Genomic DNA, 12,949 nt, shown 5'->3' on the forward strand with positions numbered 1-12,949 from the left:
CTCCCGGTATCGGCCGTCTTTGATCCGGCCTCTGGTTCATCTTCGAATAGGATTTTGCAGTGCGAGGGCTCAGGTCGATTGCCAGGCGAACAGAAGCCGTCTTCGGATCCTGTCCCACAAGGCCACCAGCCCGTCGGGTTCGAGGATCAGAAACAGGATGATGAGGACGCCGAGCACGACGCGCTGGCTCATGTCGAGGACGCCCGAGTCGAAGACATCGCCAAGCAGGAAGCCGCCGAGGCGCGACAGTGCGAGCGGAAAGACCACGATCAGGGCGGCGCCGAAGAACGCGCCGCGGATCGATGCGAGGCCGCCGATGATGATGATGAACATTATCTGGAACGAGCGGTCGAGATCGAAGCCATCCGGCTCTACGGTCCTGAGATAAGCGAACGCCCAGATGACACCGGCGACGCCGATGACGAAGGACGAGACGGCAAAGGCCAGAAGCTTGGTCTTCAAGACCGGGATGCCGATGATGCGAGCGGCGGTCTCGTTGTCGCGGATGGCGATGAAGTTTCGTCCGGTCTGCGACGACACCAGCCGATAGGCGAAGAAGGTCAGGACGACGACGATGGTCAGTGCAAAGAAGTAACGGCCGACGGGGCCGTCGAGTGTGAAGCCTGAAATCGACAGCCTCGGCGCATCGATGACGCCGGATGCAGAGTTGTTGGAAAACCAGCTGAACTTGGTCAGCGCCCATTGCACGAAGAACTGCGCGGCAAGCGTCGAAACCGCGAGGTAAAAACCTTTCAGCCGCAGGCTCGGCAGGCCGAAGACGATGCCGATCGCGGCGGCCACGATGCCGGCGAGAAAAATGCTGCCGATCAGTGGCAGGCCTTCGACGCGCAGGTTGAGATTGTAGGTGGCAAAGACGCCTGTCGCCATGAAAGCGGCGCTGCCCAGCGAAACCTGGCCGGCGTAGCCGGTCAAGATATTGAGGCCGACACCGGCGAGGCTGAGCGCCAGGAACGGCAGCAGGATGGCCTCGAACAGGTAGCTCGAGCCGATCAGCGGCACGACGCCATAGGCCAATGCGAGCAGGAGTGCGGGCACCGCCCAGTTCGGCAGCACCGTAGCGGCGGGAAAGTCGCTTGTAGTCGCGGCCATGGCTCAGACCCTTTCGACGAGCTTCTGGCCGAACAGGCCGGAAGGACGGATCAAGAGGAAGACAAGCGCAACGACATAGGCGAACCAGCTCTCGATGCCGCCGCCGAAATAGTCGCCGATAAAGACCTCGGCGAGCTTCTCGCTGGCGCCGATCAATAGCCCGCCGACAATGGCGCCAAGAATGGAATCGAAGCCGCCAAGCACCAGCACCGGCAGCGCCTTGAGCACCACCAGCGACAGCGAGAACTGCACCCCGAGGCGGGCGCCCCAGAGCAGCCCGGCGACCAGCGCGACCAAGCCGGCCGCCGCCCAAACGATGGCCCAGATCAGCGGCAGACGCAGGCCAACCGCGAGTGCGGCGAACTGGTCGTCGGCGACGGCGCGGAAGGCGAGGCCGATGCGGGTGTAGCGGAAGAATAGCGACAGCAGGAGAACCATGCCGGCCGCGACCACCGCCGCGAAGATATCGAACTGGCTGATCAGCACCCCGCCGACTTCCAGCGGCACATCCTCGATGCCGAGGTCAAGGCCATGGACCTGCGTGCCCCAGATCAGTTGGGCGGCGCCCTCGATGATGTAGGACAGGCCAAGTGTCGCCATGAACAGGGTGATCGGCGGCTTGTTGGTCAGCGGCCTCAGCACCGTGCGCTCGATGGCGATGCCGATCGCCACCATGGTGGCGAACGTTGCCACCAACGCCAGTGCAAACGGAACACCGCGTTCAACAAGGCTGACGAAGGTGAGGGCGGCGAACAGCAGCATCGCGCCTTGGGCGAAGTTGAGCACGCCCGAAGTCTTGTAGATCAGCACGAAGCCGATCGCGACCAGCGAATACATGACGCCGGAAAGCAGCCCGCCGACGAGCACCTCGATGAAGAACTGATAGTCGAAATCGGCGATCATATGCCCGCCCTTCCTTCATTGCGAGAGAGGGCCTCACCGTCCGAGGCGACGCCCAGATAGGCATCGATGACGCGCAGGTCGTTGCGGACCTCGTCGGGTGTGCCGTCGGCTATCTTGCGGCCATAATCGAGAACGGCGATACGGTCGGACAGGCCCATGACGACGCCGACATCATGTTCGATCAGGACGACCGTGGTGGCAAAGCGGTCACGCGCGGCGCGCACGAAGGCAGCCATTTCGCTCTTCTCACCTGATGTCATGCCGGCCATCGGTTCGTCGAGCAGCAGCAGGCGCGGCTCCGCGACCAGCGCCCGGGCGAGTTCGACCCGCTTCTGCAGCCCGTAGGGAAGCGTGCCGGCAAGACGATCGCGCACGGCGGTGAGGTCGAGAAATTCGAGGATCTGATCGGCGCGACTGCGTGTCTCACGTCGCTCGCCGCGCGATCGTCCGATGCCGAGCACCTGGCCGGCGAAGTTGGAACGGACCTTGTAGGCAAGGCCGGAGGCGACATTGTCTAGGACGCTCAGTCCCTTGAACAAAGCAAGGTTCTGGAAGGTCCGGGCGACGCCGAGATGGGCCAGCCGCTGCGTCGGCACCTGCGCATAGTCGACTCCGGCGAGTTGGACCTGGCCGCGATCGGGCCGGTAGAGACCGCTGATGACATTGATCAGCGAGCTCTTGCCGGCGCCGTTCGGGCCGATGATGGCGCGGATTTCCCCTGATCGAACAGACAGCTCGATGTCGGCCAGCGCGACGACACCGCCGAACGACAGGCCGATGGCCTCGAGTGAAAGCATCGGGGATGTGGCAGCCGCGGTGCCTGCTACCGGCACGGTACGGCCTTCGGACGGCTGCTCCGCCGAAGGCAGGCCCCGCGCAAAAACTTCCGGCGCATAAACCGAGGCTTCCATCGCGCCTAAGGCATAGCTGGGCAACGGCATTCCAGTCGTCCTCGATTTCGCCCGCAGGCGCACGAATTCTCGATGCCGCCCGAAAAGATCGAGCGCGCTTGAAAACTTTCATTCGGGTGCTGGCCGGATTACCCGGCCAGCCTTGGGGAGATGACTATTCCGCCGCCAGCGAAGCCGCCTGCTCGGCATCCTCCAGCTGGCGAACGAGCGGGATGACATGCCTGCCGAAATACTCGACCTCTTCCTGGAAATGCAGGAAGCCGNCTCCAGCTGGCGAACGAGCGGGATGACATGCCTGCCGAAATACTCGACCTCTTCCTGGAAATGCAGGAAGCCGAGCAGGATGAGATCGGCGCCGGCGCGCTTCAAATCGACGATGCGCTCGGCAACCTGTCTCGGCGTGCCGATCAAGTTGGAGCGAAAACCGTCATTGTACTGGACGAGGTCGTCGAAGGAGGACTTCGCCCAATTGCCCTCGCCTTCCGGCGAGGCCTTGCCGGCGTTCTTGACCTCGTGCCCGAAGGCGTTGACCGCTTCCGGATTGGCCTTGGCGATGATCTCGGCAAGCACCGCCTTGGCCTCGTCCTCGGTCTCGCGGACAATGGCGAAGGCGTTGACGCCGACCTTGACGGAATGATTGCTGGCCTTTGCCTTGGTCTTGAGATCATCGACCTGTTTGGCGATTTCGGCCGGCGTGTTGCCGTTGGTGAAATACCAGTCGGAGACGCGTGATGCCATGTCGCGTGCCGCGCGCGACGAGCCGCCCTGGAAGATCTCGGGCAGCGGCCGCGGCGGCTTCGGTTTCAGCGAGTATTCGTTGAAGCGGTAGAAGTCGCCTCGGAAGGTGAAGCTGTCTTCAGTCCATATGCCGCGCAGCGCACGGATGAATTCCTCGGAGCGACGGTAGCGCTCATCATGGTCGAGCCAATGCTCACCGATGGCGTGGAACTCTCCACGGAACCAGCCGGAGACGAGATTGATGGCGACACGTCCGTTGGTCAGATAACTGATGGTGGCAATCTGCTTAGCCGCCAGCGCGGGATTCCAAGGGCCCGGGAGGATCGCGGCGATCACCTTCAGCGTCGTGGTGGCGGCCAGCAGGTCATGGCTGAACGCCACTGATTCATGCTGCTCGTCAGCGCCGTAGCCGGCGGTGAAACGGATCTGGCTCAGCGCGTAGTCGAAACCGGCCTTTTCGGCGATCTGTGCCAGCTTGCGGTTGTACTCGGCTGAATGGCTGGTGCGCTGCTCGACGTCGGAGATCACCAGGCCGCCCGAAACATTGGGCACCCAGTAGGCGAATTTGACCGCGTCGGTTCCTGCGTGTGCCATGAATTGTCTCCCAGTCAGGCTATTGATCGGTCCAGCCGCAGCCAGATGTCCCCATAATTTATTATGTTTATCGAATTTATATACAAAGGACGATTTTCCCTTTTTGGCGCTCTTGCGGGACGGAAATACCAATTTTGCGCCAGCCATGCCGGCTTGCGGTTGTCAGCCCGCGCCCGCAACGCTCCCGACGTTGGGGCCAACCGGTCCACCTGAAGAGAGTGTGTCGAGCAGCCCCGCGATCTCGCCCGCGACCCTTTGGGCGTGGCGAGCAACCTCCGGCAGGCCCATGAGTTCGCCAAAGGTGCCTCGCGCCAGCGGACCGGCGACGAAAAGCCCGGCAACCGCCTTGTCGTCACCACCGACGGCGCGGCTATCGAGGCTGGTCTCGATGCCGAGCCCGTATGCGTCCGCCCTGATCAGACTGGCCTCAGTCAGGGAACGCAGCGCCGGATTTAACTGGAGCGCCTGCCCATGGGCCGGCCCTGTCGTGTTGATGACGGCATCGAAGCTTGCCGTCTCGATGCGCGTCTGTCCGCGCCGTTGAAAGCTGACCGCGAGGCTGTCGCCCTCGTCGTTCGACGCGACAAGCCGGGCGGCAATGGTGTCGAATGTGCCGGCGGTCTGGCGGTGGTCGAGCACGGAAGCCACCTGCGGTGCGATCCTGAAGCGATGCACGTCCCAAAACACGCGCAGCTTGCGGACCAGCCTTGTCCGCTCTGGCGGAGCGAGGGCGGACCACAGCACCGGCCCTTGCATGCGCAATTGGTCGAAGACCGACTGCCAGTTGACGTTGGCGGCTCGCGCCGCGGCCAGCGTGGCGCGAATGTTCTTCAGCAGGCCAAGTGCGGATGTGGCCGGCACCGACGCAAAGTCGCCGAAGGGCTCATGTCTGATATCCGGGTGGCCGCGCGAACGCAGTCCGCGGCGCGACAGCGCCAGGATGCGGCCGCGATGCCCCCGGCGGTCAAGCTCGGCCACCATGTCGGCCGAGGTCAGTCCGGAGCCGACGATCAGGACCGACGCCTCCGGCCCGATCCCGGCGAGTGCCGACGGCGCGTAGGGATCGGCGATGAAGCCAGGTGCTTCGGCCAACAAGGCAAGTGCTGCCGGGATGGCCGGCAGAGGATGAGTCGCGGCGAGCACGACGATGTCGGCCGCGACAGGTCCGGCGGAGGTCTGTACCGTCCAGCCCGCGCCGTCGGCTCGAATTACCCGCGTGGCCTGAGCCTCGACATGACTGATAGCGCCCGAGCCGAGCCAAGGTGCGAGCTGCTCGGCGACATAGCGACCGAACACGCGCCGGCGCGGAAACACGTCGCCGTTCTTCCACAGCGCATCGGGGTCCCGCTCGATTTCGCCACTGCCGGCCAGCCAGCGCGCAAAATGCTGCTGGTCTTCGGGAACCATGCTCATCCGGACGGCCGGGACGTTGACGCGGTGCGACGGCTCTTCGCTGGAATAGGCAAGACCGCCGCCGAGCGCGGAACGCGGTTCGATCACCGAGATCGACAGGCGCTCCGGCCCATGCGCCCGCGCAAGGTGCCAAGCGACCGCCGCGCCGGAAAAACCACCGCCGATTATGGCGACGCGTGATCGGCGGACCGGAGCCAGCGCGTTCACGAGGCGCTGGCGAGCGACTTCGGCCGATGGTCACCGGCAATGGTCTCGCCGAACGGCCCGGTGTTGACCGACGACCCGACCGACTTGACCGGATGATCGGTCGGCAGTTTCGGCAGCACCAGTTCGCCGAAGCGATAGGCTTCCTCCAGATGCGGGTAGCCGGACAGGATGAAGGTGTCGATGCCGAGGCGACGGTATTCATCGATGCGCTCGGCGATCGTATCCGGGTCGCCGACCAGTGCCGTTCCCGCACCGCCGCGCACAAGGCCGACGCCGGCCCATAGATTGGGCGCGATCTCGAGCTTGTCACGGTTGCCGCCATGCAGCGCGCTCATGCGCGCTTGGCCGACCGAATCCATGCGGCCGAAGACTTTCTGCGCCGAAGCGATCGTCGCGTCGTCGAGCCGACTGATCAGGCTGTCGGCGGCGGCCCAAGCCCGTTCGGTGGTTTCGCGGGCGATGACATGCAGACGAATGCCGAACGAGAGTTTGCGGCCGGCCTTGTCGGCCAGTTCGCGCACGGCATCGAGCTTGCGTCCGACGTCGGCCGGGGGTTCGCCCCAGGTCAGATATTTGTCGATTTCCTGCGCCGCGACTGCCGATCCGGCATCCGATGAGCCACCGAAATAGAGCGGCGGATAGGGCGCCTGCACCGGCGGGAACAGCAACCTTCCGTCCTCGATGCGGAAATGCTTGCCCTCGTGCTCGACCGTCTCACCGCTCAGCACCCGCTTGTAGATTCGGAGGAATTCCTGCGTCACCTCATAGCGCTCGGCATGCGAGAGAAAGATGCCATCGCCCTTGTTCTCCAGCGGATCGCCGCCGGTGACGACATTGATCAGCAAGCGGCCGTTGGAAATGCGGTCGAGCGTGGCGGTCATGCGCGCGGCAAGCGTCGGCGACTGCAAGCCGGGCCGCACGGCGACGAGGAAACGCAGCCGCTCTGTCAGTGGCGCCAGCGCCGAGGCAATCACCCAGGAATCCTCGCAGGCCCGGCCGGTCGGCAATAGCACGCCGTAATAGCCAAGCGTGTCGGCGGCTTTCGCCACCTGCGTCAGATAGGGCAGATCGACGGCCCTGCCTCCCTCGGTCGTTCCGAGATAACGGCTGTCGCCATGCGTCGGCAGGAACCAGAGAACCTTGATGCGGTCGGGAACATCTTGGGTCATGCCCTGCCTCCCGCGGTTGGGCAATGGCGGCCCGGGTCCGGCACGGTTGAGAGTAGACGCGGAAATGCTGGCATGGCGTGGTCCTGTGCGGGGAAAAGGATCGCCCATGCAGATTGCTCATTCTATAAATTCTGTAGAGTTAGTTTGTTCTAAATCCGTCCACGGTATTGGAAATTCTTCCTCATGCCCCTGCGAGAGGATAGGCCGGTCCCGGCTTGTCTAGTCAGAACGCCGGCTCGACCGCGTTGACGTTGTCCTTGGCGACGACGGTCGGCGGGGGTCGACGACGGCGGCGTCGCCTTGGAAGGATTGGCCTCCTTCAGGCGTCGAGTGACTTGACCGACGCTTCCTTGTCGACAGGGACGCCCCCCCATTGGGTGCATTCCAATTTACATTCTAATATAATCCCATCATTTCCGGCGAACGAACGCTACGGATTTGCCATGGACCTTGACCCGTCGACCCTCAATCGGGCTTTGCCGCTGCGCGATCAGATCTATCAGAAGATCCGCAACCTGATCGTCGTCGGACAGATGAAGCCGGGGGAGGTGATCAATGAGGTGGCCATCGCCGAAGCGCTCGGCGTTTCGCGAACCCCGGTGCGGGAAGCGGTCAAGCGCATCAGCGACGAAGGCCTGGTCAATATCCTGGCGCAGACCGGCACCTATGTCGCGCCGATCAGCCGCGCCGACCTCGAGGAGGCCTACGTCATCCGACGGGCGCTCGAGATGGAGAGCGCCAGGCGCGCGGCCGTCAAGCTCACGCCGGCATCCGCCGAATTGCTGGAGGATAATATGACGGCGCACAAGCTCGCCATCGCGCGCGGCCGATATGCCACCGCGATTCAACTCGACGATGTCTTTCATCGCACCATCGCCGAAATCTGCGGCCTACCGATGATCTGGCGAGCGGTCGACATCTCCAAGGCGCAGATGGACCGCGGCCGCTATCTGGCCATTCCAAAGCCCGGCTATGGCGAACAGACGATCGAGCAGCACCAAGCCATTCTCGAGGCCCTGAGGCGACACGATGCCGAGGGCGCCGCACAAGCAATGGAACACCACCTCGAGACGTCGTTCCGCAACACGCTCGAAGTCGCCGCGGACCTTCTCGGCTGAAGCCTTCTTCGGCGTCTGGCAGCGCTGCTGCTCCGGGGACGCCTAACCGTCGATGCTCTTGGCTTTCCACACAGGCGCAGTCGTTTGCCAAGCCCGCGTATGGAGCGTAAGGTCTGCCATCGGCCGCCGTTTATCCGGGTGCAGCCGACAGTAAGAGGGTACGTGCTCTTGCCCGTCAGGGAGAAGAGCCATGCCGCAATCCACGCTTCGCAACCATGTCTTGAAAACCCTCACTCCTGAGGATTTTGGGCTTTTATGGCCATCGATGCATCACGTCGAACTGGCCCTCAACGCCCGGCTGGAGGTCGCGTATCAGCCGATCGAGCATGTCTATTTTCCCGAGACGGGCATCGCCTCGGTTGTCGCCGCCATGACCGGAGGGCGGCAAAGCGAAGTCGGCATCATCGGCCGCGACGGCATGACGGGGCTAGCGGTCGTTCTCGGCCAAGACCGATCTCCCAATGAAACCTATATCCAGGTCGCCAGCAACGGCTGGTGCCTGCCGGTTGAACATCTTCGCATTGCGATTGCCGAGAGCCAAACCCTTCGCCCGTCGCTGCTTCGCTACGTCCACGCATTCCTGGTCCAGTCGTCGCGAACGGCGCTGGTCAATGGCCATTCGAAAATCGAGGAACGGCTCGCCCGCTGGTTGCTGATGGTTAACGATCGCGCTGAAGGAGATATTATCTATCTGACGCATGAATTTCTGGCGACCATGCTTGGCTCCAGGCGCCCGGGCGTTACCACCGCCCTCCAAATGCTCGAATATCGGGGGCTGGTTCATGCCAAGCGCGGCGAGATCACGATCGTCGACCGCATCGGAATGATAAAACTCACGGATGGTGCATATGGCGAAGAGGAGCAACATCAGTTCAGCATAGAGGCTGGCTGATCGTCTGGAATCGGACATAGGGTTGAGACCACCAAAGTCCTGCCGTAAACCATGTTGGTCAGGGTTCAGGGAGGAATTCTCGATGACCAACTCTTTTCACTCCATCACGGTTGAAAGAGCTACCGAGGCCTATGTTCTTTCAAGAGGCAAGGCTCGGTTCCTCTCCATTGCGCAGGCAATACGCGCCATCCGAACACTCATGCCCGCATGCAGGGCTACCGACCGCGAGTTGGAGGAGTTGCTGGCGACCCTATCCCTCGTTCACGGCGTACCCGTGGCCTTCGACACAAACTCAGCCGATGGCGTAGCGCCGCAGCTCCATTCGTAGGGCGGAGATGCCTGCGCTCGCGCAGACGCCTACCCTGTCGGACGTTCGCCAAGCGATTGTCCGCTGCCTGATCGACACCGTCGACAGGCCGTGCATTTCGATATCCGAGGTGAGCCACGCAGTGAGGAGAATGTACCCGCTTTGCGAACTCACGGATTGGGAACTTGGCGATCTCATTGCGCGAAGCGCGATCGACGCGGGATTTGCCGTCGAGTTCGGCGCTGATGTTCCGTGATCGTGCAAATCAGGCGTCGCCAATGGTCGAACAGGTCCGAGATGCGCCGCCGAAGCGAATAGACGCCAGCAGAGGCCGGATATGTCACGCTAGATGAAACACATCCACGGTAGAGGGCTTTGAAAGCGAAGCGTTTCCTTGAAAGCCCTGGAAGGCGACTGGTGGAGCCAATCGGGATCGAACCGACGACCTCTTGAATGCCATTCAAGCGCTCTCCCAACTGAGCTATGGCCCCACTCCCGGCAGTCAGCCGGCGCCGTTTCCGGCGAGAGATCGGCGCGGGTTGGAAGACCGCGCCGTTAGTGCAGGCGGCTTCTAACCCCGCCATTCCCAGATATCAAGCCTTCATCGGCGGCTTTTTCTTCACAGGGCGTGAAAGCCGGCAAACGCTTAGGTTAGACGCCTTTGTCAGACCTCGTCGTCGTCGTCGCCGACGCCGATCATGTCGGAAACGTCGTCTTCTTCTTCCTCTTCGTCGGCAAGGAAGGTGTCATCCTCGTCGTCGCCGAGATCGACGTCATCCTCGTCGTCGCCGAGATCGGGAAGATCGTCGCTCTTGGTGTCGTCTTCCGCCTCTTCGAGCGAGACGACCTCGACGCCCTCTTCCTCCTCGGCGTCCACTTCCTTCTCAGCCACTTCCTCTTCCTCCTCGACGGCGGCGATCTTGCCTTCCTCGAAATAGGAGCGCGGATAGGTCTTGCCCGTATAGGGCGAGACGATCGGGTCTTTGTTCAGGTCGTAGAATTTCCGGCCCGTTTCCGGGTCGATGCGTTTTGTGCCAAGTTCGGTTTTTGCCACGGCAAGCCTCGTCGATAAAAGAGTGGTCCCCTTAACCACAGTTTGCAGCGCTGTCAAAGCGAAAAGCCGGCGTCGCAAAACCAAGCACCGAAAGGCCTCGCGCCAAGTGACGAGCATGGGGATGACCATTTCGCCCCGCCGTGATACGAGACCGCCGCAACAAATGAAAAGCGCCGGCATGCCGGCAATCCGTCCAGGGAAATTCCATGTCTCACGCCGCCGCTGCCAAGCCGGCCACCGCCCGCAAGTCACCAGCCCTTTCCGGCACGGCCCGTGTGCCGGGCGACAAGTCGATCTCGCACCGCTCCTTCATGTTCGGCGGGCTCGCCTCGGGCGAAACCCGCATCACCGGCCTGCTCGAGGGGGAGGACGTGATGCGCACGGGCGCGGCCATGAAGGCGATGGGTGCGCATATCGAGAAACGCGACGCCGAGTGGGTGATCCGCGGCACCGGCAACGGCGCGCTGCTGCAGCCAGAAGGTCCGCTCGATTTCGGCAATGCCGGCACCGGCTCCCGGCTGACCATGGGCCTTGTCGGCACCTACGACATGGAGACGACGTTCATCGGCGACGCTTCCTTGTCCGGCCGCCCGATGGGCCGCGTGCTCGAACCGCTGCGCCAGATGGGCGTGCAGGTGCTCAAAGCCACGCCCGGCGACCGCATGCCGATCACCCTGCATGGTCCGAAGCACGCGGCCCCGATCACTTACCGCGTGCCGATGGCCTCGGCGCAGGTGAAGTCGGCGGTGCTGCTGGCAGGGTTGAACACGCCAGGCATCACCACCGTCATCGAGCCTGTCATGACGCGCGACCATACGGAAAAGATGCTCAAGGGCTTTGGCGCCAACCTGTCGGTCGAGACCGACGAGCGCGGCGTGCGCCACATCTTCATCGAAGGCCAGGGCAAGCTGACCGGTCAGACCATCGCCGTGCCTGGCGATCCGTCCTCGGCCGGTTTTCCGCTCGTGGCGGCGCTGATCGTGCCGGGCTCGGACATCACGATCGAAAACGTGCTGATGAACCCGACCCGCACGGGGCTGCTGCTGACGCTGCAGGAAATGGGCGGCCAGATCGACATTCTGAACCCGCGCAATGCCGGTGGCGAGGACGTCGCGGACCTGCGCGTTCGCTACTCCGAGCTGAAAGGCGTCGCCGTGCCGGCCGAGCGGGCGCCCTCGATGATCGACGAATATCCGGTGCTGGCCGTTGCCGCCAGCTTCGCCGAGGGCGAAACGCTGATGCAGGGGCTGGAGGAACTGCGGGTGAAGGAATCCGACCGGCTGTCGGCCGTCGCCAACGGGCTGAAACTCAACGGCGTCGACTGCACCGAGGGCGAAGCTTCGCTCGCCGTGCGCGGCAAGCCTGGTGGCAGGGGATTGGGCGGCCACCCCAATGGCCGGGATACGACGGTGCAGACCCATCTCGACCACCGCATCGCCATGAGCTTTCTGGTGATGGGCCTGGCGACCGAGAAGCCGGTCACCATCGACGATCAAGCGATGATCGCGACGAGCTTTCCGGAGTTCATGGGACTGATGACGGGGCTGGGCGCGGAGATCGAGTGATAGTGGCATTCGCGGACCTTGAGGATTGCAGCCAAACTGCGATGTCGGCGGGACAGCGCCCCCCTCAGTCCTGCTGGACATCTCCCCCACGAGGGGGGCGCGAAGGATCTCGGCGCTCGTCCCATTCATTGAGGCTTTCGATCCCGACGGCCCGCCAATGACCCACCCCTTTACCATCGCCATCGACGGACCGGCCGGCGCAGGCAAAGGCACGCTCGCCCGCCGTCTCGCCGACCACTACCGCCTCAACCTTCTCGACACCGGCCTCACCTATCGCGCCGTCGCCCATGCCTTGCTGCGGCTGGGCCTGCCGCTCGACAATGTCTCGGCGGCGGAAACCGCCGCCCGCCAGGTCGACCTGGCAAAGCTCGACCGCGCGGTGCTGTCGGCGCATGCGGTTGGCGAGGCCGCATCGAAGGTCGCGGTTTTTCCGACCGTGCGGCGCATCCTGGTCGAAAAGCAGCGCGGCTTCGCCAGGACGCCGCCGGGCGCGGTGCTCGATGGCCGCGACATCGGCACCGTCGTCTGCCCTGACGCCGACATAAAGCTCTATGTAACGGCGAGCGCGGAAGTGCGCGCACAGCGCCGGCTGGCTGAGATCGAAAGCATCGGCGGCACCGCCGATTTCGCCGAAATCCTTGCCGATATCGTGCGCCGCGACGAGCGCGACATGGGTCGGGCCGACTCGCCGCTGAAGCCGGCCACCGACGCGCACTTGCTTGATACCAGCGAAATGGCTATAGAAGCCGCGTTTCTCGCGGCCATGTCCGTCATCGACGACGTGCTGGCCAAGAGAAACAAAGCCTGATCCGGGTTTCATGCTGCTTCCGGTTGCCGGAGGCGAAGAAAATACCCATATCGGGTACGAACCAGCCTGCCAGCATTCTTCATGCGCCGGAATTGCCGCTTAAAAGCGGCCTAGGGCTTTTGCAGCCCGGAACGCCGGCAGGCCAACGCAACGCTAACCC

The 12,949-nt window shown here is 63.3% G+C and carries 10 protein-coding genes, 1 tRNA gene and 1 pseudogene; 4 read left to right on the forward strand and 8 right to left on the reverse strand.

Going from position 1 to position 12,949, the window contains the following annotated elements; translation table 11 throughout:
- Positions 1 to 69: 69 nt before the first annotated feature.
- From X739_RS161470 to ssuD, 6 genes and pseudogenes are all read right to left on the reverse strand, one after another.
- Positions 70 to 1,110 (reverse strand): branched-chain amino acid ABC transporter permease, encoded by a 1,041-nt coding sequence (locus X739_RS161470; RefSeq protein WP_023772448.1) that lies wholly within the window; start codon positions 1,108 to 1,110, stop codon positions 70 to 72.
- 3 nt (positions 1,111 to 1,113) lie between these two features.
- The gene (locus X739_RS161465; protein WP_031247951.1) at positions 1,114 to 2,013 is read right to left on the reverse strand and encodes a branched-chain amino acid ABC transporter permease; all 900 of its coding nucleotides are present in this window, start codon (positions 2,011 to 2,013) and stop codon (positions 1,114 to 1,116) included.
- The gene (locus X739_RS161460) at positions 2,010 to 2,954 is read right to left on the reverse strand and encodes an ABC transporter ATP-binding protein (protein WP_023781688.1); all 945 of its coding nucleotides are present in this window, start codon (positions 2,952 to 2,954) and stop codon (positions 2,010 to 2,012) included. The genes X739_RS161465 and X739_RS161460 overlap by 4 nt, the downstream gene beginning before the upstream one ends.
- 225 nt (positions 2,955 to 3,179) lie before the next feature.
- Positions 3,180 to 4,256 (reverse strand): annotated as a pseudogene (gene sfnG, locus X739_RS161455) (dimethylsulfone monooxygenase SfnG); the annotation flags it as partial.
- Between the two features lie 162 nt (positions 4,257 to 4,418).
- Positions 4,419 to 5,876 carry an FAD/NAD(P)-binding protein gene (locus X739_RS161450; protein ID WP_023792901.1) on the reverse strand — a complete coding sequence of 486 codons (1,458 nt, stop codon included), beginning with the start codon at positions 5,874 to 5,876 and terminating at the stop codon, positions 4,419 to 4,421.
- On the reverse strand, positions 5,873 to 7,045 hold the full coding sequence (gene ssuD, locus X739_RS161445) for an FMNH2-dependent alkanesulfonate monooxygenase (protein ID WP_023792905.1): 1,173 nt from the start codon (positions 7,043 to 7,045) through the stop codon (positions 5,873 to 5,875). Before ssuD ends, X739_RS161450 begins: the two co-directional genes overlap by 4 nt.
- Positions 7,046 to 7,488: 443 nt before the next feature.
- On the opposite strand from ssuD, the gene X739_RS161440 reads away from it, so the two are divergent.
- A complete protein-coding gene (locus tag X739_RS161440; RefSeq protein ID WP_023781692.1) occupies positions 7,489 to 8,163 on the forward strand; it encodes a GntR family transcriptional regulator in 675 nt (224 codons plus the stop codon).
- Positions 8,164 to 8,353: 190 nt separating this feature from the next.
- Complete coding sequence (locus tag X739_RS161435; RefSeq protein WP_023772439.1) at positions 8,354 to 9,055, forward strand: Crp/Fnr family transcriptional regulator; 702 nt, start codon at positions 8,354 to 8,356, stop codon at positions 9,053 to 9,055.
- A 722-nt stretch (positions 9,056 to 9,777) separates the two neighbouring features.
- On the opposite strand, the gene X739_RS161420 is transcribed toward X739_RS161435, so the two are convergent.
- Together X739_RS161420 and X739_RS161415 are read right to left on the reverse strand one after the other, a co-directional pair.
- Positions 9,778 to 9,853: transfer RNA gene (locus X739_RS161420), tRNA-Ala, on the reverse strand.
- A gap of 173 nt (positions 9,854 to 10,026) precedes the next feature.
- Positions 10,027 to 10,416: a TIGR02300 family protein gene (locus X739_RS161415; RefSeq protein ID WP_023772436.1), complete on the reverse strand. Its 390-nt coding sequence runs from the start codon at positions 10,414 to 10,416 to the stop codon at positions 10,027 to 10,029.
- A 206-nt stretch (positions 10,417 to 10,622) separates the two neighbouring features.
- Here X739_RS161415 and aroA point away from each other — a divergent pair, with 206 nt between their 5' ends.
- Positions 10,623 to 11,981, forward strand: coding sequence for a 3-phosphoshikimate 1-carboxyvinyltransferase (gene aroA / locus X739_RS161410; protein WP_023792912.1), 1,359 nt, complete (start codon positions 10,623 to 10,625; stop codon positions 11,979 to 11,981).
- Positions 11,982 to 12,138: 157 nt separating this feature from the next.
- A complete protein-coding gene (gene cmk, locus X739_RS161405) occupies positions 12,139 to 12,789 on the forward strand; it encodes a (d)CMP kinase (protein WP_023792916.1) in 651 nt (216 codons plus the stop codon).
- The last annotated feature ends 160 nt before the right edge of the window (positions 12,790 to 12,949 follow it).

It is taken from the genome of Mesorhizobium sp. LNHC209A00 (assembly GCF_000502915.1).
GTDB lineage: Bacteria > Pseudomonadota > Alphaproteobacteria > Rhizobiales > Rhizobiaceae > Mesorhizobium.

What these genes read in the sequence shown, in the direction of transcription:
- X739_RS161435 (WP_023772439.1), top strand. Translation starts at nt 8,354, where the DNA reads ATGCCGCAATCCACGCTTCGCAACCATGTCTTGAAAACCCTCACTCCT.
- X739_RS161465 (WP_031247951.1), bottom strand. Translation starts at nt 2,013, where the DNA reads ATGATCGCCGATTTCGACTATCAGTTCTTCATCGAGGTGCTCGTCGGC.
- X739_RS161440 (WP_023781692.1), top strand. Translation starts at nt 7,489, where the DNA reads ATGGACCTTGACCCGTCGACCCTCAATCGGGCTTTGCCGCTGCGCGAT.
- ssuD (WP_023792905.1), bottom strand. Translation starts at nt 7,045, where the DNA reads ATGACCCAAGATGTTCCCGACCGCATCAAGGTTCTCTGGTTCCTGCCG.
- X739_RS161460 (WP_023781688.1), bottom strand. Translation starts at nt 2,954, where the DNA reads ATGCCGTTGCCCAGCTATGCCTTAGGCGCGATGGAAGCCTCGGTTTAT.
- cmk (WP_023792916.1), top strand. Translation starts at nt 12,139, where the DNA reads ATGACCCACCCCTTTACCATCGCCATCGACGGACCGGCCGGCGCAGGC.
- aroA (WP_023792912.1), top strand. Translation starts at nt 10,623, where the DNA reads ATGTCTCACGCCGCCGCTGCCAAGCCGGCCACCGCCCGCAAGTCACCA.
- X739_RS161470 (WP_023772448.1), bottom strand. Translation starts at nt 1,110, where the DNA reads ATGGCCGCGACTACAAGCGACTTTCCCGCCGCTACGGTGCTGCCGAAC.